The organism is Oligoflexus tunisiensis (assembly GCF_001748245.1).
GTDB classification, from domain to species: Bacteria; Bdellovibrionota_B; Oligoflexia; order Oligoflexales; family Oligoflexaceae; genus Oligoflexus; species Oligoflexus tunisiensis.
The window spans coordinates 7190696-7215395 of record NZ_BDFO01000001.1; the positions used below are offsets into that span (position 1 = coordinate 7190696).

Here is a 24700-nt window from a genome sequence, read left to right on the forward strand (position 1 = left end):
CTTCCGAGCTCTAGCGCGCCTGTGAAAAAAGACAGAGCACCCCGGTCCAGTCCAAACCCATGGCCTCGCCTTGAATCTCTGCAATCTCCACACCCGAATAAAAACCAAGCAGGGGAATGTCCGATCCCAGTGATTTTTGGACCTCGCTCGCCTCTTCGATATCCATGCCTGAGTAGGCCGACGCCCGTCCTGCGCAATCAATATAAAGGGCAAAGAAAATATGGCGATCCTGGAGTTTGGCCAGATGGTCTTGAATCTTCCTGCTGATATAACTCAAATCCATGCTGCGGCGCATAACCTGGATCACATCTCCTGGCTTGAAGGGCTCAAACATCACGAGGCCGCCCCGCTTCTTATCGACCTTCATGCACAGGCGGTTCACGTAGGCATTTTCATCAAAGGCCTGCCAGCGCCCGGCGGTATTCATGCCCAGGGTCAGGAAAAAAGCATAGTCACGCCAGGTTTTACCGGACTCGGGCCCGAGGGCCTCAGCAATAAAATCCAGAGCGGGTTTATGATCGATTTCCAGAACCACGGGGCCGTCCACCCTTGTGATCGCGTGATAGCTGCTCGCAGGTTTGCAGCCATGCATGATCACGGTATCGAGCTGAACATTGCCCTGGGGGATGAGGGCGATTGCGCTGTGCTGAAGGATGGATTGTCCGCACCATTGCCAGGTGTTCTGACACTGCATATCACCGACGAGGCCTGCTCCCGCGATCTGCGGACAGGCGTCGCCCATCGCGGCCTTGAGGCCCTGCAGAAGAGGCGTCGCCATATTCAAACGCAGCTGCTCGCCGAGTCGGTTGACTGAATCATAAAACAGCAGCATGGCGTGCGCGCCTGGAAAACGTTCAAGTATAGCCTGGCCGAGTTGTTGTCCCTTGGAAAATTCCGCGTCCGTAATCGGATGAACATACTCCAGCCCCAGACTCATATCCTTGAGCGAAAAAAGGGCCAGCCCCAGCTGATATCCATCATAAGCGAGCTCGGTGTTGGTTATAATACCCACACCATAGCCGCCGACCACAGGTATGGGATCGGGAAAGATCTGGCGAATGCCTTCCATGACGAGTTCAGGAACATGCCTGGAGGTACTGATGACAAAGACCAGATCACAACTCGTCTGCCCCAGGTTTTCCTGCGCACGGTTACAGGCTTCGCGAGCGGCCTGCATGGAATCGGTGTGATCGCTGAAGCCCACTCCAACTTTTGTCATATGTCCACGTCCGTATGATGCTCAAGGCAACGCGCAAGATAATGTCGGGCCACACTATCAGCCGGATTTTTTTCCAGAACCTGCTTGAAGAGATTCAGAGCTTCCAGCGGCCACCCGTCATGGAAAGTCTGCATGCCCTGTTCAAATATATCGCGGGTCGCCATTTTCTTCTCCGCGTCCCTTTCAAAAGGATGGTTAAGGATTTCCACGATGCTGAGGGGTCTGGTCTTGCCTTTGACTTTAACGTGATCAATGGAGCGGAATTTATAATCGTCCTTGTTCTCCAGAGCAGCGAGGACGTCATGACTGATCAGCAGAGGCGAAGCATAAGTTTTGGTCAACGTTTCAATACGGGAGGCTGCATTCACAGCATCGGAAATCACGGTTCCTTCCAGACGATTTTCACCGCCGACGATTCCCAGCACCAGGGGCCCGGTATGAATGCCAATGCCTATTCTTATGGGGATATGGCCGTCCTGCTCGCGCTTGACATTGTAGAGGGCCACCTGCTCCAACATGGCAATAGCCGCCTGGCAGGCGCCATCCGCCTTGCCCGGAAAAAGAGCCATGATACCATCACCCATATACTTATCGATGTAACCCCCATTTTGCCGAATCACGGGCTCCAGGCGGCGCAGATAGGCGTTGACAAAGCTGAAGCATTCCTCTGGGGTCATCGATTCGGAAAGAGTTGTGAAGGAGCGGATATCAGCGAACATAACGTGCATGGTGGCGGTGGTATGATCACCGGCGCGAACTTCAAGAATACTCGACTTATTGAGAAAACGCAGAACTTCCTCAGGCACAAAGCGGGCCAGCGAGCGAGCCAGGGACGCGAGACCGTCGTACAGCCTATAGTTCGCAAAGGCCTGAGACAGAGTTCCAGCAATGGCTCGCATGGTTTGAGCATCGCCCTGATCCAGTGGCGGAAAGAAGGGTTTGACCTCCTTAAGGCGTCCTGTGATCAAAAGCCCTTCCCTCTCGGCATCGACCACAGGAACGGCAACTAAATAGGGCAATTTAAAGGTCTCCCGCAACTCCTCGAGCCGAGGCGTGAGAGCGGTGCTGCGATTGACGACGAGAGCGTGGTCCTGCTCGTCAAAAGGGATTTCAAAGGCCAGGGTTTGGTTCAGGAGAGCTGTATGGCATTCACTCGAAAGACCAAGGGCTTGAATCAGACGATAGCCTTTGCTTTCCTTTTGCAGATAGATGGCGCTGTCCATACAAAGGGTCGTTGTGATGAGATAGAGCGTCTTGCGCAGAACTTCTGAGCTCTCGGTATCGGTCAGGAGGGTTTCATTCAGCAGAGCCAGCAGTCGAAAGCCCTGCTCCCGCTGCCGGATCTTATGTTTGATCGCGGAAATCGTCGAATCCGCCTTGATGATTTCGCCACCCAGAGAATCCACGAGCTCCGCATAGTAGCGAATCGCCTCGACCCGTTCGGGCTCGGGAATCCCTTCGTGAATTTTCAGGTCCTTTGTCATTCACGCTGCCGTTTTTTTGACCTTCACCGAGGTCCTGACAGGAAGCTGACCTTCGAGAGTGTTTTTCACCGGGGACTTGCGGTCGATAGTTTCCTTGGCTTTGGTCAGCTTTTCAGGTGAAGCGGCCCCGGCGAGTTCCACTTGATACCGAATATCCAAAGCGCCGTTGGGTTTGGACTTGTCAAGGCCGAGCACCCCGTGCAGATCAAAATTGACTTCGACCTTCACATTGATTTCGGTAAAATCAGTACCGAACAGGGCGCCATTGGTTGCGATTCCAGCTGTGATGCAACCGGCGAGACCAGCGGCCAGGTACTCGACGGGATTGGGGTACTCATCGTTGCCGCCCAATTCCTTGGGCTCATCCACCATCAGCTTGAAGCTCTTGCCTGAGGGACGGATATTTTTGCCATCGGCCAGCAGCTCGCCGATAGTAACTTCAGTTTTGGTGCCGTTTTTCCATTTGGAATTGGCTACAAAGGTGACATTGGCCAGCTTCGGATTGCTTTTCACCCCTTCCACAAGCGCATTGATATTGTCAAGATTCACACCATTACGAATATTAGCCATATTTCACCTCCTGATTTGTAAGACCTATCGGCATGAGTTCACGGCCATGTCTTACTTCTGAGTAAAGGTGCGGCGACGAAGGAGTCAAAGGAACAGGGACTGAATCGTCTTCAAATCAAGGCCATTCAGGAGTGAAGCATCACTCTGCAGAAGAGACTCGGCAAGCTGCCGCTTGCCCTGCTGCAGCTGCAGGATCTTCTCTTCAATTGTATCCCTGGCGATCATCCGATAGGCAAAAACCGTATTTTTCTGATGAATGCGATGGGCGCGATCGATCGCCTGCGCTTCAACAGCCGGGTTCCACCAGGGATCGAGAATAAAGCAGTAGTCGGCAGCTGTGAGATTCAAGCCGACACCGCCGGCTTTGAGGCTGATCAGGAAGACCGGAATGGTCGGATCATTCTGGAAGCGATGGGTGCGTTCGGATCGGTCCCTGGTCTGACCATCCAGATAAAGATAGGGCATATTTCTGGCTTTGAGATGCCTGCCAACGATTTTGAGAAAGCTTGTAAATTGCGAAAAAACGAGGGCCTTGTGCCCCGATTCGCAAATTTCCTGCAGGCGATCGAGCAGGATCTCGAGTTTGGCACTGCTCGCCTCTCCGTGCCGGGCATCCAAAAGGCCGGGATGGCAAGCCACCTGTCGCAGGCGCAGGAGAGCCTCGATCAGAATAAGGGGGGATTTGCGCCATTGGCCTTCCTGCAGCTCGGGCAGAAGATGACGTTGGTAGTGCTCTCGAAGCTCATCATAATTCCGCCGCTGTTCCCCTTCGAGTTCACAGAAGATGGTATGCTCGACCTTGGGCGGAAGGTCCTGCAGGACCTGGGCTTTGGTTCGACGCAGGATGAGGGGCTTCAAGGCTTTCTTAAGGAAGGCGACATGAGGATCCTTCAGATCTGAATTCTTTTGCAGGGTTTTGGTCCAGGTACGGCTGTCCAGGAAATCAGGGTTGAGAAAACGCAGGAGTGATCGCATTTCGCCCAGATGGTTCTCGATCGGTGTCCCGGAGAGCGCCAGGCGGTATTCGGCATTGATGAGAAACGCGGCCTTCGCGGTCTGGGAACTCTCATTTTTGATCAGATGCGATTCATCGAGGATCGCATAGGAGAAAGGAATCCTCCGCAATTCTTCGATATCGAGCCGCAATGTTCCGTAGGTGATGAGGGCAACATCGACTTCCCCATAATCTTTCCAGTCCCGTTGGCTTCCGCTTAGATCCCGCATCCGGAGATTGGGACAGAAATTGCGGGCTTCCGCGAGCCAATTGCCGACGAGACTGCGCGGCACAACGATCAAACTGGGCTTCCGCGCCTGGCTATGAAATTTTTGCAAGTGGGCCAGCACCTGCACGGTCTTGCCGAGTCCCATTTCATCGGCGAGGCAGCCGCCAAAGCCGAAATCCTGCAAAAAGCCCAGCCATGCGAGTCCTTCACGCTGATAATCGCGCAGGATTCCCGTAAACCCGGGAGGAGCATCTTCGGGCTCTATGGTTTGAAAGGCCTTGATCTTAAGTTTGATCTCTTTCAGCCGCGAGCTGTGGATGATAGCGGGCACTTCACTCAGCAAACTGTCGATGAGGAGAGCCTGCCGCGATGAAAAACGCAGATGCCCCTCGTGGTGCAGAGCCGCTTCCTCGAGAAGCGCATAGCGCTGGGCCCAGGCGTCTGGCAGAAGTCCCAGGCCCGTGTGGCCAAGCGGGATAAAATCGTCACGCGTGGCAAGTCCCCTGAGAAGGGTGGGAAGTTCATAGGTCCTGGCGTCCAGCGTGGTTTTGATGTCGACATCCAGCCAATCGGTATCACCGTGCACGGTGGTTTCAAAGTTCCGCAGAAGGCTGAGACGCTTGTTATCGGCTTCGACCTGCCAGCCCTGGTCCTCCAGTTTCTCAATCACGCCGGGCAGGTTGGGCAAATAGATTCGAGCCACGCGGCCCAGCTCCAGCATATCAGGCGCATAGCAGCGCAGCACTCCAGGAACATTCAGAAGATCGCGAACCAGTTGCTCTTCCGCTGCGCGATCCCGCAGCCACAGACGACGCTCCTCATAATCAAGCCAGCGCGCGCTGCCATCGATCAGGCTTACGTCCCCCCGGCTGTAGCGGAAGATAACCTCTCCAAGCCATTCACTGCGGTTATTGTGAGCTTTGGCTGTGAGTCGCAGAAGGGGACGGGGCAGATCCAGCTCTTCCGTCCATCCCAATTCCTCAGGCAGCCTGAGAAGAGGTGCAGCCGGGATTTCAGAATAATCACGAATAAAGGCGTCGAGCTCGGCCCTTGGAACCAGTACAGCAGGCCCATCCTGCAGGCGTTCGATCCAGTCTTCCAAACAGCGTTCAGAAACGGTGCAGGGTGCGATCCAATCCCGTTGCACAATGAAGCGCCCGCCGGCTAAAAATTGCAAGGCTTCCGGATCCATTCGGGAATCACCTTCGCTGAGGAAGAGATGGTAGCGAAAATGTTCCTCATCATAAGGCACGAGTTCAGCGGCGACGCTCCAGACTTCTGCTGAAACCCGCAGCCGTATCGGTTCACGCTTTTTGTTGTCAACCGGAAGTGCGAAGAGTTTTTCCTGCTGATCCAGGTTGTGAAGTACGCGCAGAGCCTCGGCCGGTGGCAGCAGCACCCCCTGCATGAAGTCGCGGCTTGATGCGAACTGCAGGCGCGTCGAGCGTGCCGGACCGCGCATATCCACGAAGCCATCGAATTCCTTCTTCAGTCCACGCATCACTTCATGATCCTGCGCGTCGCTGAAGGACGGCTCCAGCTCGCCGCGCAGGGTATACGGCTTAAGGCTGCCATATTTCTCGTCGGACAATTTTTCGCGGTAAAAAAAGCGCAGAATCAGGTCGTGACTTTCGATCTGGGGACCGCAGTCGAGCGCCAGCGCCAGGGAACGTTCCCGGGCTGTATCGTGCTGTAAAAACTCGGTTCGCAGAATTTCCGGGGGCTCCGGTCGATAACTGATCTGACTCCGAAACTGTTCCCAACGAACGAATCTTGTTCTATCCAGCCCTGAGCTCATCTCCCGTCACCCTCCGCATGGCCCCATAATTCACGACTCAGCTCCTGCAGCCAAGCTCATTCGTGGGGTAGTATGCCAAAAAGAAACTTCTTACAGGAAGGCTAAAACAGCCATTTTCCGAGCCGGGGCGACCGGTTGCTATCAATATAGCAGCCCCTCAACCCTCAATTATTCAAGGGCTTCAAGCACTTGAACCCTACTTCAGTCTCTACTGAATTTGGGTTACCAGCCGACGATAGTGTGCTGAACCGTTTGGAAAGCGACGCCAAGCCTTTGCAAGGAGATATAAATGAAAGTTCAGACAGTAAACTTCGCGGATGGCCGTTGGAGCAAACCTTTACCCAAGGATATGGATTCCGACCAGACCATGGTCCTGCTTTTTGGTAACCCGGAGGATGCTGTCAAAGAAGTGGCGAAATCCTTTCCAAAGTCCCAGATCATAGGCTGCTCCACCGCCGGAGAGATCCACGACACCAATCAGTACCTTAATACCCTGACTGTGACCATCTGCCGACTGGATCGCACGCGCATGAAGGTCATCCGCATTCCTTACAAGGATTATGAACAATCATTTCAGTGCGGCGAACAGCTCTACAAGGGCCTGGATGCCAAGGATTTGCGCGGGGCCCTGGTGTTCGGAAACGGCTTCATGAATGGTGACCAGTTCTCACGCGGCATCAACAAGGCGAACGCGCGGAAGATTGTCGTCGCCGGTGGATTGGCTGGTGATCCCATGATCAAGGATACCTGGGTTATCGATCGCCACGGTATCCATCGTGATGCCGTGATTGGCCTCGGCTTTTACGGCGAAGGCATTGAACTCATGGTCAGTTCGCATGCAGGGGTCACACCCATCGGCGTGGAAAGGACCGTGACCAAGGCGGTCCGCAACACACTCTACGAGGTGGACGGCAAACCGGCCCTGACCTTCTATGAGGAATTCCTGGGCGAAAAAATCAAACGTATCGATCAGCTTGCCATCCAGTATCCTATCGCGGTCAGCAAGGACTATCGCATCAAGGATGACGAACTCATCCGCACACCCTTCGGCGTGAACCTTCAGGACAAGTCCATCACCTATACCGGCGAAGTTCCCGAGGGATCGAAGATCCGCATGATGATGGCAATTACAGACAACCTGGTCGATGGATCAGAAAAGGCCGCAAAGCAGCTCTTCGACCTTCACAAGAAAAGCGACAACAATGAGTATCTGCTCATCCCGGTCAGTTGTCTGACCCGCAAGCTGGTGATGGGCGAATTCGTGGACGACGAACTCGAGTCGATCCGCGATCAGTTCAAATCGCAGAAGTACGTGGTGAACGGTTTCTATTCTTTCGGTGAGATAGCGACCGACTCCGCCGGGGTCTGTTCCCTGCACAATCAGACCATGAACCTCATTATGCTGTACGAGAAATAAGAACTGAGGATCTGCTCATGGAAAAGGAACTTTCTTCGACGCTGTTACGGCAGCTCAAGCGAAGCAAAATCGATCTGGAATCTCCTACGATTGCCATTGAAGTCTTTCGGGAATTTCTGGCTCGGGTGGACAGCACCTATGAGGAGTTCAAAGAGCGGGAGAGTCGCTATGAGCAGATCGTCCGTCAGTCATCGGAGGAGATCGCCAACTATATCGGCAAGCTGAAGCACGCGGAGGCCGTCAACCGCCAGCAGCAGCTGGATATCCTGAACATGCTCCGGCATATCAGGCAGGGGATTTTCACGATTACGGAAGGGCGGCGCATCCACCCGGAATATTCGGTCTACACCACCGAGCTTCTGGAAAAAGCGGATCTCGCCGGTTGCGACGTCAAGGAAGTCCTTTTGCAGAGAGCCGTGATGGACCGGGACTCTCTCGCGCAGATTCTTTCCGTTCTGGATCTTGCCATTGGCACGGATGGAGTGGGATTTTGTGCCAATTCCCATATCCTGCCTCGTCAGCTGATCCTGAACTTCCCCGACTCCCGGGAAAAAACCGTGGAATTGGACTGGACCCCTATCTTTAATGATGGCTACGAGGTCGAAAAAATCCTCGTGAGTCTGCGGGACGTTTCAGAAATCCGGGCTCTGGAACAGGCAAACCTAACACAGCAAAAGGAATTGGAAATTCTGGGCCAGCTGATGAGTACCAGCAGCGCCCGCTTCCAGCAATTCCATACAGCCTCCATCGCGGCTGTCGAACATTGCCAGGCCATCCTCAACAGGGAAGGTCATTTGATTTCGATTGGCAGCCTCCAGGAACTCTATCGGGATCTGCATACGATCAAGGGCAATGCCCGAATGTTTGGATTCCGCGGAATCACCAATCTTGTGCATGAGGCCGAGGACCACTACAAGATTTCTGTGCACGTGATCCATGATTCCTGGAATACCGCAGAGCGCTTGAGCGATCTTGAGTTGATCCGCAAGGAACTTGATTTTTATGCATCCATGGCAGACAGGGCCTTCGGTTACAGCGATAAGCCCGAACAACTGCAACGGTATCAATTCATCGAACATACCATGGATGTTCTGCGGACCTTCCATAATCGCGAATGCACGGCTGAGTCCGCACTGCATGAGATTGCCGAGCGCACCCGCATATTCGAATATTCCACCCTGGATACGGTTTTGGAAAGCGTGGTCAATGGAGCCGGACACTTGGCCCAGGAACTCGGCAAGCTTCCGCCTCAGGTGACGATTGACTCCTCGGGTCGTGCCTTCCACAAAAGCACACACAATGCTCTGGAGAGCATCTTCAATCACCTGATCCGCAACTCGCTCGACCATGGGCTGGAAACCGAGGGGGAGCGTCTGCAAAAAGGCAAGGCGGCCCGCGGTCGCATCGACATCAGCGTGGTGGGGCAGGGATCCATGGTGAATATTAGCCTGCAGGACGATGGCAGAGGCCTCCATTTCAAACTCCTTCGGGAGAAGGCCGCTGCCCTTGGCCTGATCCACGGACTGCGGGAGCTGCCTCCGGATCACCTGGCTCAACTGATTTTTGAACCAGGTCTCAGCACGCGGCAGGAGGAAAGCCAGGTATCGGGGCGTGGCATGGGAATGTATGCGGTTCGCTGTCTGGTACAGGGCCTGGGGGGCGATATTCGGGTGGAGCTCACTCCTGGCAACCATCCCAATGCCTTGCGTTTCATCATCGAGCTGCCAACTGATCGCGTGACCGAGCTGCCGACCTCCACAATCAGCGGGAGCCGTGCGCCCCAAATTGTGGCATAGGGCCGTGACTGCTAAAATAAGGGAACCAAAGAAATGAGGGTGTATCATGACCAAACATCGAATCTATACAATGAGTTTCGCTAGTGTCTATCCTCATTATGTTACGAAAGCCGAGAAGAAAGGACGCAAGAAATCAGAAGTCGATGAGATCATCTGCTGGTTGACAGGATATAACCAGAAACAGTTGGACACCCAATTAAAAAAACAGACAGACGTTGAAACCTTCTTTGCAGAAGCTCCCAGCCTGAATCCTTCACGGGCCTTGATCAAAGGTGTGGTCTGCGGCGTCCGAGTGGAAGACATCGAAGAGCCAACCATGCGGGAAATTCGCTACTTGGATAAACTGATAGATGAGTTGGCAAAAGGAAAAGTGATGGAGAAGATATTGCGGAAGTAACATTTTGGATTCGCCAAGAGATGACAAAGAATCTTCTCCCGGCTACTCATTTTATAGCCTTGTTCAGCCAACCACCATGCTCAGAGCGGCCTCAGTGCGTACCTTCCATAAGCCACAAACGAGGTTAAGATGGCTAACATGAATGACCAGGTGGCTGGGTTTTCGGCCCCTGGTTGAAGCCCAAAAAATTTAACGTGCAGTCCTGTAACCAGGAGCATCTCCACAGCGAGGCAGGCAGCCGCGATGGGGGTCAGGATAGGCTTCATTTTTAAGAGTCCTGGCAGAATGAGGCCTAGCGCACAGATGATTTCAAATGCTCCAATTGCGTTCCACATCCCATAGGAAAGAGCATTAAGGGAGGGAACGTCCTTTGCAGCCTGTTCGTAATTATTGAATCTCCATATCGAGCCCATGATGCAAAACAGGGCAATGACTCCTTGAAGAATCCATAACAAAATGCTCACCTGATCCCTCCTCGTTATCGGCGCGTGGTCGGCCTGGTTTGTTCATATTCCCGGACACGGTACTATATCATGTTCCCACCTTTTTTTCCTGATGATTCTCGTTCTCCTGGTTACCGAGGTAGGCGCTGGTGAGTGATTGTTTCGCTTTCAATAAATCCTGGGGCGTGCCTTCGAATACGACCTGCCCACCTTTACTGCCGCCTTCGGGACCCATATCGATGATCCAGTCGGCGTTCTTGATAACATGCAGGTTGTGCTCGATGACCACAACCGTGTTACCAGCGTCCACAAGGCGGTCAATGACCTGCATGAGGTGACCGATATCAGACATGTGCAGGCCTGTGGTCGGTTCATCCATGATGTAGATGCTGCCCTTCTTGTGCAGTTCGCTGGCGAGTTTGATGCGTTGACATTCACCGCCCGACAGCGTGCTCAACGGTTGACCGAGCCCCAGATAATTCAGCCCTACATCGCTCATGGCTTGCAGTTTGCGGACGACTTCCTTGGTCTCGAAAAATTCAAGGGCCTGTTGGACATTCATCGCCAGGACATCACTGATGGATTTGCCATTGAGCTTGTAGGCCAGCACGTCATCCTTGAAGCGTCTCCCACCACAGTCTTCACAGGGCGTTTTTGCCTCACTGAGAAAAGCAAGGTCGGTGTAGATCACGCCAAGTCCCTGGCAGGTTTCGCAAGCCCCTTTCGAATTAAAACTAAACAGCGAAGCTTGCACCTTGTTTGCAGCAGCAAAAGCCTTGCGGACGTCGTCCATGATACCCGTGTACGTGGCGGGATTGGAACGGCTCGAAACACCGACCGCCGACTGGTCAATCACAATCGCATCCGGATGTTGCTGTTGGAATACCTCATTGATGAGCGAACTCTTGCCTGAGCCCGCCACACCCGTGACCACAGTCAGCACACCCTTTGGGATATCCACGCTGACATTCTTCAGGTTGTTGACTTTCGCATTCCTGACCGGAAGTTTGCCTGCCGGCGTGCGGAACGAACTCTTCAGGGTGATGGCTTGCTTCATGTGCCTGCCCGTCAACGTGTTCGCCTTGAGCAGATTTTCGTAACTGCCTTCGTAGACGATCTCACCGCCCAGCGGGCCTGCATGGGGACCAACATCAACGATATGGTCTGCTACTTTGATGACATCCGGATCATGTTCCACCACGATAACCGTGTTGCATTTGTCACGTAATTTCAACAACAAATCATTCATGCGATGCACGTCACGTGGATGCAAACCTACGCTCGGCTCATCAAAAATGTAGATCACATCAGTGAGGCTGCTGCCAAGATGTTTGACGATTTTCACACGCTGAGACTCGCCACCTGATAATGTATCGGTCTCGCGGCTGAGGCTAAGATATTCCAGGCCAATATCCACAAGGTGTTGAAGACGCTCCAGGAGAGATTTAACCATCGGCTCGGCGACAGGATCCTTGATCTTTTTTACAACATCCAGCAACTCAGGAATTTCCATACTCGTCAGGTCTGCGATGTTGTAGCCTTCGATCTTGCACTTCAACGTCTCCGGGCTCAATCGAGCTCCCTTGCAAACCGAACATGGACCCATGGTCATAAAGGGCTCCACCGACTTTTGCGTCCGCTCAGACATCGTCTTGATATCACGCTTGATGTACTTGCTCGTAAAGCGGCTAACGATGCCCTCGAAGGTCAGGTTCATATCCTTCGGTCCGACCTTGGTTTTGATCTTCATCGGCTCGCAATACAGCAGCGCATCCATTTCCTTCTTGGAGTATTTGGATATCTTCTTTTTGGGGTCGAACAAACCGGAATTTATGAGCAGGCTCCACCCCCAACTGTCCACGGCGTATTCTGGAAAAAGGATCGCCCCTTCGTTTAAGGACTTGGATGGGTCCAGAAACTTGTCCAGGTCGACATCCAATTTCCGACCCAGGCCGTTGCAGTTGGGGCACATCCCTTTGGGATCGTTGAAGCCAAAAACGCTGGAGGGTCCAACATACGGTTTTCCAATGCGGGAAAACATCAGGCGCAGGATTGTGTTGATGTCGGTGACCGTGCCAACGGTCGAGTGCGAACCGCCACCCATCCGCTTCTGGTCCACGACGATGGACATGCTCAAGTTCTCGATGGCATCCGCGTCGGGCTGGGCATACTTCGGCAGGAAGTTCCGCACAAACATGCTGAAGTTTTCGTTCAGCAGACGCTGTGATTCGCTGGCAATGGTATCGAACACGATGGATGATTTGCCTGAGCCTGATACGCCGGTAAAAATGGTGATCTTGCGTTTGGGGATGCGCAGCGAAACGTTCTTCAGATTGTTTTCACGTGCGCCGCGAATTTCGATGTATTCCTGTGGCATGAATGCTCCTCGGATAGCTCTGCCGACCCTTAAACGCAATGAATGGGCAGGTGACTTCAGCCGTTCCTGCCCTTTTTTGAACATCTACCAAACGAATTCGTTGTGCCTGACTATTATACCAATGTGGCGTAAAAATTGGAGCTAAAATTTGTTAGGGATGTTCCAGGGCGGTTTTGGGGATATTCTGGGCGCAAGTTGGTGCTCGCAGGTCGGGACGGCTTACCTATCCGCCTCAAATACCGAACTCATTAATTCAATTTCCGAAGGCTTAATTCCAACCTTCTTCGCTTGCATTCGCCAACCCTTTCGAACCGCAAGGACATGTTGAATCACATCATCCGCCTCTGTGCGCTCGATCTGGAAATACGGAGCGACTGATCGCGCGCATTCCAGACTCAAAGAGCAATCACCCTCATCAATCGATAAGGTCAAACCAACGCCTCCAAGGACAGGATTGATATCAAAAGCAGGCGATAGATCCCAGCCTCTTCGATCGAAATTATACAGGAACCCATGATTACGAAGATGGTCATCCGTGAACCAGCGAGTGTCTTGATATCGTGCAGTTGACGGCCTTCGGGATCATCTGCAGCCAATCGCGACTTTCGGAAACAGGACGGCTTTTGACTTTCCTTTGTTCACCATTTTGAACAAAATTCCCCTTTTTGTTCAATTTTATGAACAGACAAATATGCTTGTAAAACTTAAAGGATATGCGATTCCCGCATTTCTCTTTTTCCGTGAGATGGATCTCACAGTCAACATCCCATGTCGGCGTGTTGATGTGACCCACAGAATAAACACGGAACTACTTGCGTAAGGCGAGAAGCTAGTCCTGAGACGTGAGTTAGGCCATCAGCGGGAGCTTAAGAACGTGGCCATAATGATCGAATAGCGCTGACAGAGGGTTCGGCTATCGCAAGATCGCCGTGACGCTTGTCCCCACCATGATATAAATCTTTAATTTTCATCACATATTAGCGAATCCAATTTAAATTATATTTTAATGTAATTTAATCCTAAAAATATCAATTAAATTGTATTCTAATATACTTTATTCCTTTCATCCCTTCCGCTATAAAAACAGCTGCAGTATAATTTAATAGCAAACTGGCCGATAAATTACACTACAGCTAATTTTATGGGGCTACCATGCAAATCCAAGTCAACTTCCTGACTGATCAGGAGATGTACCAAAAAATAACGGAAAGTCTCGTCGCCAAGAGACTGGCTTTGAATATCCTGCAGAAAGAATTAGCCGCAAAGGCGGGAATAGCTGTCCCTACTCTTGTCAAATTCGAAGCCGGTCAAGAAGTTAAGGTTCTCACACTCTTCAAAATCATGCGGGCGCTCGGTGAATTTTCCCGACTCAATGCGCTCGTCGCTGAAAATATAGAATCCCCAAAAGCTATCCATGAAAGAAAAGAAAAAGCAGGACGCATCCGACAGCGAGCACGGAAATCATGAACATACAAAGCCTGGAAATTCGCCTCTGGGGTCAGACAGTTGGGCATCTTGCCAAGGTAAAGACAGGCATTGCCTTTGAATTTGAAGATGATTTCAAAGCAAAATCCATAGAAATTTCACCATTCGAAATCCCTCTTGCAACCACGACTATCTATCAATCTCATTTACGAAGCCAAACATTTTCCGGTCTACCAGGCGTCATCGCAGACTGCTTGCCTGACACATACGGGCGTGCTGCAATCCACGCTTTTTACAAAAAACATTTTAATCTTGATTCGCATCAAGTGGGCCCCCTGGAAATTCTCTCCTACATTGGCAATCGATCAATAGGTGCCCTGGAATTTTTCCCGCAAAAAGGTCAGGAGATCCCCGAAGGCGATTACCTGGAAGTCCAGAAACTTATCAGTTCAGCTCGGCTCATCTTGCAAGGAAAAGCTGACACAGTAACTGACCAGATCATCAAGATCTCCTCGTCAGCGGGTGGTCGTCAGGCGAAAGCTTTGATAGATTTCAATCCCCGAACCAAAGAAATAAGAGCGGGCTTCGATGCTCCCATGCCGGGTTTTCTCCCTTGTATCATCAAGCTTGACGGCCTCATGGACGGGGACGAGGCGAACTACTACGGACGCCTCGAATATCTTTACTCTCAATTGGCAAAAGAATCTGGTATTCGAATGCCAGACACCTACCTACTCGACATGGAAAACGAGCAGGGTCCCCTCGCCCATTTTATTATTGAGCGATTTGACCGAAACATAGCCAAGGAAAAAACCCATCACTTCGCAAGCCTTTGCGGGTTGATATTACGAGATTATCGAGAAAAGCATTCGTGTAGCTATGAGGAATATTTCAGAGTTGTATTGGAACTCACAAAATCTCAGGAAGAAGTTCAAGAAGCTTTCCGTCGAGCGCTGTTCAACATTGTTTTCCGAGTTCAAGATGATCACACAAAAAACTTCGCCTTCCTTATGAACCAGAAGGGGGATTGGACTCTTTCGCCAGCCTACGACGTTACCTATGTCTTTGGAGGAATGGCCCTCACTCATCAAATGACTTTCCATGGGAAAGACGACGCTTTTAATCGAAGTGATTTATTGAACGTAGGCAAGGCATTTGGGATTTCCAAAACCAGGGCAAATGAGATGCTGGACATTATTTTGGAACTGGCAAATCAGTTTGAATCACGGGCCATGGAAATAGGACTCGAAGAGGGCTATATAAAAGGAGTGACGAATCGCTTACGCAAAAAAATTTGAACCCGATGGAGTCTGGGCGGGAAGCCGGCGCTGGATCCGGAGGGTCGTGGTATGTTCCGAACTCAGCTGGCACGTGATGGACAGCTGATCCGTGAGAAAAAACACGTCCATGACGAGGTACGTGCAGCCCTGGAATTTAGGCGTTCAAGACCCCAGGTCACCAAATACTTGATTGTCAAAGATTGGGGGTGTCACAAATTTCTTTATGGTGTCTTACAGGACACCAGAAACTTGGCTAATGGTGTTCTATAGAACACCATTAGAGCAGGAATATTAGCGAGTCAGTATTGCATTCAAAATCTGCAGAACCGAGCGAAAACCAGCCTCCATATCACCCTCAATGCCCATATCACTCGCCATCCTCTGATACACCTCAGTCCAAGCAGCGAGTGGCTGCTTCAGCTCGTCGGTTGTAGCATCAAATGATTGATCAATGGATGCGAGTATCTAATAGCCTGGACGCTGATTCCTAGACCAGTTTGCTTGGCGAAATTGTTCAGGGATTTCTTGATGTGCTTTTCTATATTCATGACAATCACTATGTTCACGCATTATGAATATTCAATATTTTGTGAATAAATTGGCACAATATTCTGTAAGTGTTTGATGTAAATAACAAAGCAATTCACGAAACTGGACTGATAAGGTGGACCTAAGGACGACCCATAAACCCTCATGAGACTTCGAACTTCACGACTAGCATGAAAGAAACGGATGGGTACCCCCCCCGCGCCAGCGGGCCCAAAAACAAGTCCATGGGACATCGAAGCGGGCACATATGGTTTTAATTGGATTTTTATTAAGGAGAGCAAGAAAGGAGCATGGCTCACCATCGCCCGGACCACTCGAACAAATTCCTCCGAACCTATAACTAATTATAATTATTGCCTTCTATGGCATCGCCTTAACAAAAAACGAAGCGTTTTTACGGTAGAAGTATCTTGTCGAGGACCATTCGACCAGGGAGCTGTAGGGACTTTTTCCGCAAGAACCACAATCGTCGAGGTTCTGAAGGTCTCACTCTTGTAGACTGCGGATGATCTGTTTCACCGACACGTTGTCGAGCAACGTTCCTTCCAAAGGATCGCTGCCATATTCGGCAAAACTGAGAATGGTCTCCGTACTGGTCGCCGCAAATTCCATCGTTGCTGCGTTCCAAACACCCGCCTTGAGATTGGCGATCTGATTGGTATCGAACAGGGTACCTTCAGGTCGGGTGACCCGGAAAGCCGAGATTCGGGCTTTTTGCAGGAAATAATTGAAACTGAGTTGGTAGCTGGCCCCAACTTCAGTCTTGATGGTTTGAGAGATTTTGAGGTTGGAACCACCAGCCGGCGGGGTGACGCCGACCTGACAGGATCCCGATAAATCCACCCACTGCTGCCCATCAGCTCCAGACTTTCGCTGAATCTCCAGCCGCACAGCGTTGGTGCAGGTCGTATTGTTCCACACCGCATCCCAGCCATTGACCCCATTTGGGGCAAAATGATCCCAGGATTTCGAGCCATCGCTGAAGACTCCATTGCCCACAGCCGGCTGTGAAAAGGTTCCGTTCAGTGCCAAATCTGGCCCAAAGCTGGTTGTTAGGACAGGGGGCTTGACATCATTATTTGAGTTGTTGGTGGGGGAGAAAGCCCCCTTATCGATTTCGCATTGAAACTGACTCTCATCCGCAAATGTCGCAATAGCAATCCATGGAGTCGCAAAGGTTTTCATTGGGAGCAGCCAGTGGGTGATTTCATTCTTGCTGATCACGACGGCTGTGACCGCTACCGGCTGACCTTCCGCCGTGATTGTGGTAAATCGGGTCGCTTCCGGCGATGAAACCTGCTTCGGATTTTTCGCAGCGTCGCCGACAAAGCATTCAGCTATGGCTATAACGCCGTCTCCTTCGCGAATGGATTTCCACTGTTCATCTTCCGTTACGGAGCAATAGAGAAATCCGCCCGCGATGATCGCAGGCTCCTGTGCGATTGAATCAGTCGATTCGTCGTCATCGACGACGAAGTCCGAGGTGTTTGCGCTTTTCGCTTCGCTATCCTCTTTCGACGAGATTTCCTTAACAAACCTTTTTGAACAGCAAACGCTGATCAATCCAAACATGAGCAGCATAATGAAGCGAGTCCTTGAACTCATAAAGGGCGCCCTCTCAGTCGAACTCTTTGGGTCTATAGCTCGATCGGAATATATGCGGTGGTTCTGAAAGGAACTCATTTATAGAATGACATTATTGGGGAATCTGAGCCTATTTATCTATTTCTCTCCGAGACTGGGCCCATGGCTGAACGTCGATAATTCAAGCTATTAAGCAGCATAGATCAAGTTATTGATATTATAAATAAACTTCAGGGAACAAGACCAGCATCAGCGATAATCAGCATTTAAGGCGAGAGGATAAAGACCAAGCAGGTGTATAAGGACGAATGTGCAGCCCAAATTCCAGGACACAAGGATCCACTTTTCCGTCTCAGACCGCAAAGGTGTACTGGTGATGGGAATTCGGGATGGGACTGACGGAAAGTTTCGGGGATTCGGGCATAAAACCTTTATAATGTTTTAGCGCATCGATCCAATAAACTCGGCAGCTCTGTCGATTTCCATGATTACTTGGAACTTCCAGGTCGTCCTCGTTTTACTCCCTTAACGATCATTTCCTCTTCAGACTTCGGCTGCAGTTCTTCCGTCTCTTGATCGAGATCTACTTTGGTCCATTCCATTATTTTATCCTCTCCTTGCATATCATCTGTTCCAGTAAATATCCATTGCAAGCCCCTCGGGATTAGTGCCCACTTACCTTTGGAAGTGCAAAAATTTTTTGACGGATGATTTCCTTTTGCCCTTCAAAATTGTCAGCCAAAGCATTGAATATCTCATCTGGAGTTGCTTTCGTGAACACATAGATTTTATCCAGATTCAACTCGGTCGGAATACTTGCACCCGACATCCAGGCATAAAGAGTTGGCCGACTTACTCCAAGTTCCTTCGCAAGCTTTGAAATGCTTATATTTTTTTCTTTCAAAACCTTGTCAATAAATTTACCGAAAGATTTTCCTTGAGATCCGTCATAAACAAGTTGGAAATTTTCAGTGGGAGGCAATGTCTCGGCTTTAGCAGTTCCCGATGCAGCTTCATCTGCTTGCTTGGAAAGCTGTGCCGATCTCTCATCTTTAAAGAGCACACCTCCGTACTCCCAACCTTTTTCTGTTTTCTTAATTTCCATGCAATCTTCTCCATTCACGCCCAATAGGGTAACGGTGGTCCCACACAATCTGCTGGATCTGCTTCAGTTCACTTGATGTGAGAGGTTTCCCTTCAACATATTCAAAGCTCAAATCAGGAAGAAAAATCCGATACTCCGACTCATTGGTGACTGTCACGTGGCAGTGAACAGGTCGATGATCTCTAGACCAAATATGGATTACAGTTTTTCACGCTTGGTAAACTTGACTCAATTGGCCTTCTCCCATTTCTGGTCAGTCCCATCGACCGAGAGCGAGTTTACAACGCCTTATCGGGTCTGTAAACTTAAAACTTTACATTAATATCTGAATTAATTTTATATAGTTATGCCAAAGAACCATTCGATTCTGAGCCAAAAGAAGGGAAGGCAGCAGATACCAGGAATCTGGTAAAAAAACGGGGGCGCACGTCTCGGTGATTTACTGCCCCCGTCAGCTGCTGGTTTGAAAGGACACTACAATAGCATGCACGCCATTGATTGATCTCAGGTGTAAGGGATGGGGGCAGTTTCTAGGATTCTGGCTATGGATAACCTGGAAGGTTGGAAATGGGGCCTAAATGCAATGGAATCTGGCTAATTTTTCCAGATTTTTTGTCGATATATTCTGAGCCTTTTGTCGGAGGTTCAATGGGCATCGGACAAAGAAGAGAGCAGGTTCATTTTGAAGGTTCTGAACAATGGGACAACTACCCAAGTTTTGCGACTCGACTGGACCACGCATTTTCCCGAGTTAACAGTTTTATATGCGACCACCGGATAATAGTACCTGAGCTATTCTTTTTTTCCACGTCTATATGTTACATCAATAATGCAACAAATTGAAGTGATTATCAAGAAAAGCTGAAATATCCTCACTAGAGGGAGAGGCACTACATATGGAAGGCTGTATGCATATCTCTTGTCCCATCACCTCTTCTATCACGTCGGGACCATGTTCACAGGTGCGCTCGCCAAAGGTACTTACCACGATACCGGCACCATGTGGAAATTTACCCGCGGTTGTGATTCAGTCCCAGAGCGCCTTCTGGGAGTTATTGTTGCCGGAACAGAGGCTTAGAAGTTCTAAAAATCGAGATTGCCGAATGAAATGACGATTAGATAGAAAACCCTTGTCCAAAGATATATCGAGTAAATATCTCGTCAGAGCCCATAGTCCGGCAGAATCTGAAAAAAACGGTGTCTGTCACGACCTTTTCCCGCCCGCGCCAGCGGGCTCAAAAATAAGCCCATGGGACCGCGAAGCGTCCACATATCTCACATATACTCGCTTTCTTGGTGGAGGCTCAATCCACCACAGGAGGACATGTACTTCACTCTCTCATGATTGTCCGGCATAGGGATGAGACGGGGGGCAGGCACACAGCACCACATTATGGGTCACCTCACACTCTGAGTAGGCTTACGCTCTTTCTCGCCCTGCCCAAGCTTCTATTGCCCATCTTTTCTCGCATTATCGTGTAGCCGCAATCTGGGCAAGCAGCGGGCCTCCGGGAACCTAATACCCGGTCTCTTTATCCAAAATTCGGGCAGCAATCTGCATAGCTTGAAATCTGTTAGGAAATACGGTCCTGGTTAGGAAGAAATCATCGAAGATATCGTACCCGTCGACTTCAACACTCAGCCACTTCTTTGGCAAAGCTATTCTGTAGCCTTCGGGCCCTTTATATATCCTGAAAAAGTAGAGTGCTTTCATCCAGCCCGTATTTCCTGGGACGATTTCCATTAAACTCTTAAGCTCTGCCTTAAAAACCGTCAAGACATCAGTGGAAGCGGACTTAAAAAATCGTTTTCAGGGTAAATATTCTCTATCATGGGGTATGCAGCGGTGAAAACAACTAAAATCCGGCACAGGCCTTGAGGGGCAGGTAATTGCGCCTTTATTTTTGAGGAGAATATGGCGGAAAGATCTGCTAAAACGAGTTCCCTGGAACAACGTTATTTTCCCATTTCGCCCTGGATACTTGGTGAAAACACCGTTTCCGAATCGGAAGGAAGAACGATATGAAATTAGGGTTTCTTTACTCAATCGCTTTGACGCTCCCGCTTGTCTGGGCTTGTGGCAGGGATGACAAGGGAGATTCCGGAAACGCCGATTCCAATCGAGGTTTGGCGCTGACGAACTTTGCCGTAAAGTCTTTTGCAGACCTGCCGCTGGAAGACAAGTGCAACGGGATCAAGGACTTCTTTGAGACCTTCCAGAAGAATTATCTGCCTGAAGTTGAAGTATCGTTCGATCCAAACACCTGCAAGCACGCCCAGATCATGAATCGAGCCTCATCGTTTGATATTCGACCGCTCTTCAAGAAAGGCGATCAATCTCTGCAACTGGGCGTTCTGCTTTCATATACGTTCGACAAGACCAAGGAAGCATTTGTCATGCTGAAGCCGGCCTATTTTAGAAACGCTGGCAATGACTGGCCTATATACGAACCTGAAACCTCTGATGATTTTTTCGGTCAGAACTTCTCCGAACTCCGGCAAACGTTTGCTGCATGGCTGGAGCCAGCTCTGAATCAGCCTGTTCTCGTCTACGGTAAAAGCTACAGCGACTTTATCTCAGTTATTGAGAAAGAACTGGGTCAAGGATCAGAAGGCATGACACTCATCCGCCCATCGGTAAAATTCCGAATAGTGCCTGATCCAGCGAAAAAAGGTGAAGGGATCGTGGATTTTCTCGAGGCCGATCTGAGCAGCTACACGGAAACAGACGAATCAGCGATAGTGCATCAGCAGAAGTTACTGGATTGCCTGGACCTCGCTTGCCTGAAATCCAAAAAAATCTCCTATGATATCACCACACACCTGAACCTTTATTCTGAGCCAGCCCCTCATGAGGGAGATCCTACCTGGGGGCATCAGGAATTTTTCAGCATTCCGCTTTTCTTTTTGAGGGGTCAAGTCAGATGACATTCCTGTTGGTCTGCACCAGGTCATAGGGTTCGATGCCCAGGTGGTCGAGGGTCTTGCCGCTCTAAGCTGTGATCGAAGATCGCCATGAGAATCGCGGTATTCAGCACCATAGTAGCCAGAGCAGAAATGTTTCTTTCCATACCGAACACTTGAATACGGCCACAACAAATCCTTCGCCTTGATGAACTGTGGACTATAGCCTTTTAAGTATCAAATTTAACTCTTCATTTTAGTATATTTGAGAGGCATGAAATTGGCAGATATATGGCATGGTCTAACAATATTACGACATGCTAAGACGCGAGCATGGCTTGCAATCAAACATCCGATCAAACATTTTAGCTGCCCCGTTGGGCCATCCTCGCTTGACTCCTTTAACGATCATTTCCTCTTCAAACTTCGGTTGTAGTTCTTCCGCCTCCTTATCGAGATCTTTTTTGGTCCATTCCATATTTTTATTCTCTCCTTGTAAAGGTTCTTCTCCACGGAGTAACAACCTTAAATGAAAGTATTCACTTAACCTATCTCCAAGATTAACGAGTATTTATTCAATGTTTGAAAGCATGATTTCTATCTTTCCAATATACGGTTCGATGTTGTTGTATCCTGCCATTTGTTGGAAGAATAAAGATCTTTCCGATAGCTCGAGCTCCTTCTGAAGAATCCTTTTCAATTCCACAATAGGGCCACGAGAACATAGCTGGTGCAAGTCTCTACCGATCAAAGCAGCTCCTGCCCTTTCGATCGTATAATTCTCCATTTCAACCAAATCCGAATTCTCATCATAAAACCTATCGAAGTTACCAGCTTCAAGATAGTTATCTATGATAGCGTTAATATCCGCTGGATCCTGCGGCCTTTCGTGCGGGCGGTCATTCCAGGCTATAACTTTAAGCATCACCAAGCTTGATAAAGATGCAATTCGGACACTGACGTCAGTGCTCGTCCTGAATTTATGGGCTGTACGGAAGGCATCATCAAAGCCCAGCATGTTCATGATCTTTCCATCCTGAGGCCAAAGTATTTCACTCTTGCCATCCAATATGTCTCCGAATGGCATTATGTCGAATATGGCAGACTTATAGCAGAAGTTATATATCCGAGTCTGCTCTCTGAACCCCTTGGCTATGAGTTGAATCCTTAGCTTCTCATAGGTTGCTCAGCTGCCAACTCTTACAGCCAAATCCGCGTCTCGTGTCGCTCGCGCTGGCCGTATTTTATGATGTTGCATAAGGATGTCCCGTGCAGCGGCACCAACGATGAAAAAGCTATCGCCACATAGCATGCTCAGATTTTCCAAACCTTCAAGGACATCGTTATCAATTATGATGATAGGCTTCTGATCCATATTTCACGCATTTCCCTTGCTGTTTTAAGATCCCTCGGATCATCGCTGTTCATAAGGTCAGCATAGATCAATGGAAGATCGACAATTCCTTTATCCTTTTCCTTCCAATCAAAATTCCAAAATTTTTTTCGAATCTCTATTTTCCCAAGCTTTGAAGGACGAAGACGAAGCTCCTTCACGACTTCATGAGGCTTATCACTGTAGATGATAAAGTTTTCTGGAAGTTCCGATTTCGTAAGGATATCAGCCGCTTTTACGGCGCTCCAAAGACCATTCTTGAGCTTGATGGGATTTGCTCTTAGCTCATGGAATTGTTTGTCGTCATAGGCATCGAAGGTGTATTTTTCAACTCTGGGAAGGATTCTCTTGATATATTCCACAGTCCAAAGTTCAAGGAGCTTACCTGGATCCACCAGACGAATTATCGTTTTGCCATTGACGATATAGTTCGCATCCTGCAATTCCTTCAAATACTTACTGACTGCTGGAGTAGAGATACCAACCTCATCGGCCATGACTCTCTGAGTCCTCTTTGGCGATGGATGCGTCGCTGCAAGGAAATGGATAAACCTTGCCATGGATTCTGAAGATGGGAAGGTGCTTTCCACCGCTTGGGCGGTTACATTACCAGCTGTCTGGCCTAGCCTCACATGATTGGATTTGATGTTGGAGAGAGTGAGAGGAATCGAGAACTCCCCGTCATTGGCTATGAACGGAGTCTTTTTCTCTAATAGTTTGTTTTTCTGCGCTGTCGATAGATCGCCCATTTCGAGCACATTTTCTATTTTGCCTGATTTTGGCCTTTTCTTGCCTTGCTGGTTGTAATTCACCCAATATGGATATTGAGCACTTCCAATTGTGATGACAATAAAGGCGTCAAAGGTTTCATCAATGGATGCAACTATCCAATAGCTTTGGATGCTACAGTCCAAGCCAGTTTGCTTGCTGAATCTATCGAGGGCTTTTTTAATTTGTTTGTCTATGTTCATAAAATCCACACTATTTCTATAATGTGAATTTAACATATTTTGTGAATATTTAGGTATAAATCATATTCAATATCTTGAAATTATTACTTAAAATATTTCTGAATTCAAAGACTGAGACTAAAATGAAGAGGTAAATTTTGCGGATTGATCACAGCTCAACAAGAGTCCGTTGGATTAGGATGCATTTTCCGCCAGCGCCAGCGGGCCCAAAACAAGTCCATGGGACCGCGAAGCGGGCACTATTTTGATTTGGATTTTATATTGGCAAGAAAAAAGGAGCATGGCTCCCTGACACCGGGTTAGGCAGAACCGATTTTCCTCCAATTCAAGCATCTAATTTTATTGAATTTAATGTGTTACCGCTCTATCGCCAGGAGTCTTTCCTCCGGGTGGAATATCAGGAAAAAGGCCGGTCAATCCATGAAATCGCCAGCGAAATTTTTGCCTCCAGATCAACAGTATCTGTAAATATGCGTCGCTTAGGCATATCCCTGCGCGCTGGCGACGAAATTCAAAAAGGCCAACTCGCATTCGGTCAGAGGATCAAAGACGGTCATAGGATCCGTCATAAAAAGGAGAGTGATGTTCTGCGACGCATGAGCGATCTAAGGAAGCAGGGATTTAGCTATCACAAAATCGCTGACATTTTAAACACCCTGGCGATTTCCACGAAGACCAGAAAATCAAAATGGCATGGAACGACCGTCATGAATATGCTGAAATCTGATTCAGCTCCTTAGGCTAGTCTTTTGCCCTATCGACTAC

22 protein-coding genes are annotated in these 24700 nt (G+C 49.5%); 7 read left to right on the forward strand and 15 right to left on the reverse strand.

Going from position 1 to position 24700, the window contains the following annotated elements:
• Positions 1 to 10 precede the first annotated feature (10 nt).
• From OLTU_RS29970 to OLTU_RS29985, 4 genes are all read right to left on the reverse strand, one after another.
• Positions 11 to 1219, reverse strand: a complete 1209-nt coding sequence (locus tag OLTU_RS29970) for an FIST signal transduction protein (protein WP_141736392.1) — start codon at positions 1217 to 1219, stop codon at positions 11 to 13.
• Complete coding sequence (locus tag OLTU_RS29975) at positions 1216 to 2703, reverse strand: adenylate/guanylate cyclase domain-containing protein (protein ID WP_141736393.1); 1488 nt, start codon at positions 2701 to 2703, stop codon at positions 1216 to 1218. The genes OLTU_RS29970 and OLTU_RS29975 overlap by 4 nt, the downstream gene beginning before the upstream one ends.
• Positions 2704 to 3273 (reverse strand): OsmC family protein, encoded by a 570-nt coding sequence (locus OLTU_RS29980; protein ID WP_141736394.1) that lies wholly within the window; start codon positions 3271 to 3273, stop codon positions 2704 to 2706. It lies immediately after the preceding gene.
• Positions 3274 to 3357: 84 nt separating this feature from the next.
• The gene (locus tag OLTU_RS29985; RefSeq protein WP_141736395.1) at positions 3358 to 6294 is read right to left on the reverse strand and encodes a DEAD/DEAH box helicase; all 2937 of its coding nucleotides are present in this window, start codon (positions 6292 to 6294) and stop codon (positions 3358 to 3360) included.
• 289 nt (positions 6295 to 6583) lie between these two features.
• Between OLTU_RS29985 and OLTU_RS29990 the strand changes: the two genes are divergently transcribed.
• Genes OLTU_RS29990 through OLTU_RS30000 form a run of 3 tightly spaced genes read left to right on the forward strand, consistent with a single transcriptional unit; the run spans position 6584 to position 9904 of the window.
• On the forward strand, positions 6584 to 7711 hold the full coding sequence (locus tag OLTU_RS29990) for an FIST signal transduction protein (RefSeq protein WP_141736396.1): 1128 nt from the start codon (positions 6584 to 6586) through the stop codon (positions 7709 to 7711).
• Positions 7712 to 7728: 17 nt separating this feature from the next.
• Positions 7729 to 9507, forward strand: a complete 1779-nt coding sequence (locus tag OLTU_RS29995; protein ID WP_141736397.1) for an ATP-binding protein — start codon at positions 7729 to 7731, stop codon at positions 9505 to 9507.
• Positions 9508 to 9553: 46 nt separating this feature from the next.
• Entirely contained in the window at positions 9554 to 9904 is a 351-nt protein-coding gene (locus OLTU_RS30000) for a DUF2200 domain-containing protein (protein ID WP_141736398.1), read from the forward strand.
• Positions 9905 to 9984: 80 nt separating this feature from the next.
• Here OLTU_RS30000 and OLTU_RS30005 read toward each other — a convergent pair whose 3' ends face one another.
• From OLTU_RS30005 to OLTU_RS32560, 4 genes are all read right to left on the reverse strand, one after another.
• On the reverse strand, positions 9985 to 10368 hold the full coding sequence (locus OLTU_RS30005) for a DoxX family protein (protein ID WP_141736399.1): 384 nt from the start codon (positions 10366 to 10368) through the stop codon (positions 9985 to 9987).
• A gap of 67 nt (positions 10369 to 10435) precedes the next feature.
• Positions 10436 to 12724 carry an ATP-binding cassette domain-containing protein gene (locus OLTU_RS30010; protein WP_141736400.1) on the reverse strand — a complete coding sequence of 763 codons (2289 nt, stop codon included), beginning with the start codon at positions 12722 to 12724 and terminating at the stop codon, positions 10436 to 10438.
• A gap of 219 nt (positions 12725 to 12943) precedes the next feature.
• Positions 12944 to 13231, reverse strand: a complete 288-nt coding sequence (locus OLTU_RS33315; protein WP_141736904.1) for a HipA domain-containing protein — start codon at positions 13229 to 13231, stop codon at positions 12944 to 12946.
• Positions 13153 to 13320, reverse strand: a complete 168-nt coding sequence (locus OLTU_RS32560) for a hypothetical protein (RefSeq protein WP_218110363.1) — start codon at positions 13318 to 13320, stop codon at positions 13153 to 13155. Before OLTU_RS32560 ends, OLTU_RS33315 begins: the two co-directional genes overlap by 79 nt.
• Before the next feature lie 556 nt (positions 13321 to 13876).
• Between OLTU_RS32560 and OLTU_RS30020 the strand changes: the two genes are divergently transcribed.
• The gene (locus tag OLTU_RS30020; RefSeq protein ID WP_141736401.1) at positions 13877 to 14191 is read left to right on the forward strand and encodes a helix-turn-helix domain-containing protein; all 315 of its coding nucleotides are present in this window, start codon (positions 13877 to 13879) and stop codon (positions 14189 to 14191) included.
• Complete coding sequence (locus OLTU_RS30025; RefSeq protein WP_141736402.1) at positions 14188 to 15447, forward strand: type II toxin-antitoxin system HipA family toxin; 1260 nt, start codon at positions 14188 to 14190, stop codon at positions 15445 to 15447. Before OLTU_RS30020 ends, OLTU_RS30025 begins: the two co-directional genes overlap by 4 nt.
• Before the next feature lie 1017 nt (positions 15448 to 16464).
• On the opposite strand, the gene OLTU_RS30030 is transcribed toward OLTU_RS30025, so the two are convergent.
• From OLTU_RS30030 to OLTU_RS32565, 4 genes are all read right to left on the reverse strand, one after another.
• A complete protein-coding gene (locus OLTU_RS30030; protein WP_176737086.1) occupies positions 16465 to 17583 on the reverse strand; it encodes a DUF642 domain-containing protein in 1119 nt (372 codons plus the stop codon).
• A gap of 643 nt (positions 17584 to 18226) precedes the next feature.
• Positions 18227 to 18667, reverse strand: a complete 441-nt coding sequence (locus OLTU_RS30035; RefSeq protein WP_141736404.1) for a helix-turn-helix domain-containing protein — start codon at positions 18665 to 18667, stop codon at positions 18227 to 18229.
• Positions 18657 to 18866: a DUF4160 domain-containing protein gene (locus tag OLTU_RS33320; protein WP_141736905.1), complete on the reverse strand. Its 210-nt coding sequence runs from the start codon at positions 18864 to 18866 to the stop codon at positions 18657 to 18659. Before OLTU_RS33320 ends, OLTU_RS30035 begins: the two co-directional genes overlap by 11 nt.
• Before the next feature lie 1317 nt (positions 18867 to 20183).
• Positions 20184 to 20444 carry a hypothetical protein gene (locus tag OLTU_RS32565; protein ID WP_218110364.1) on the reverse strand — a complete coding sequence of 87 codons (261 nt, stop codon included), beginning with the start codon at positions 20442 to 20444 and terminating at the stop codon, positions 20184 to 20186.
• A 245-nt stretch (positions 20445 to 20689) separates the two neighbouring features.
• Between OLTU_RS32565 and OLTU_RS30045 the strand changes: the two genes are divergently transcribed.
• The gene (locus OLTU_RS30045) at positions 20690 to 21595 is read left to right on the forward strand and encodes a hypothetical protein (RefSeq protein ID WP_141736405.1); all 906 of its coding nucleotides are present in this window, start codon (positions 20690 to 20692) and stop codon (positions 21593 to 21595) included.
• A 286-nt stretch (positions 21596 to 21881) separates the two neighbouring features.
• Here OLTU_RS30045 and OLTU_RS32170 read toward each other — a convergent pair whose 3' ends face one another.
• From OLTU_RS32170 to OLTU_RS30055, 3 genes are all read right to left on the reverse strand, one after another.
• Complete coding sequence (locus OLTU_RS32170; RefSeq protein ID WP_176737087.1) at positions 21882 to 22049, reverse strand: hypothetical protein; 168 nt, start codon at positions 22047 to 22049, stop codon at positions 21882 to 21884.
• Between the two features lie 93 nt (positions 22050 to 22142).
• A complete protein-coding gene (locus OLTU_RS30050; RefSeq protein ID WP_141736406.1) occupies positions 22143 to 22595 on the reverse strand; it encodes a hypothetical protein in 453 nt (150 codons plus the stop codon).
• Positions 22596 to 22921: 326 nt separating this feature from the next.
• Positions 22922 to 23935, reverse strand: coding sequence for a type IV toxin-antitoxin system AbiEi family antitoxin (locus tag OLTU_RS30055; protein WP_176737088.1), 1014 nt, complete (start codon positions 23933 to 23935; stop codon positions 22922 to 22924).
• 353 nt (positions 23936 to 24288) lie between these two features.
• Between OLTU_RS30055 and OLTU_RS30060 the strand changes: the two genes are divergently transcribed.
• Positions 24289 to 24675, forward strand: coding sequence for a recombinase family protein (locus tag OLTU_RS30060; RefSeq protein ID WP_218110365.1), 387 nt, complete (start codon positions 24289 to 24291; stop codon positions 24673 to 24675).
• Positions 24676 to 24700 lie beyond the last annotated feature (25 nt).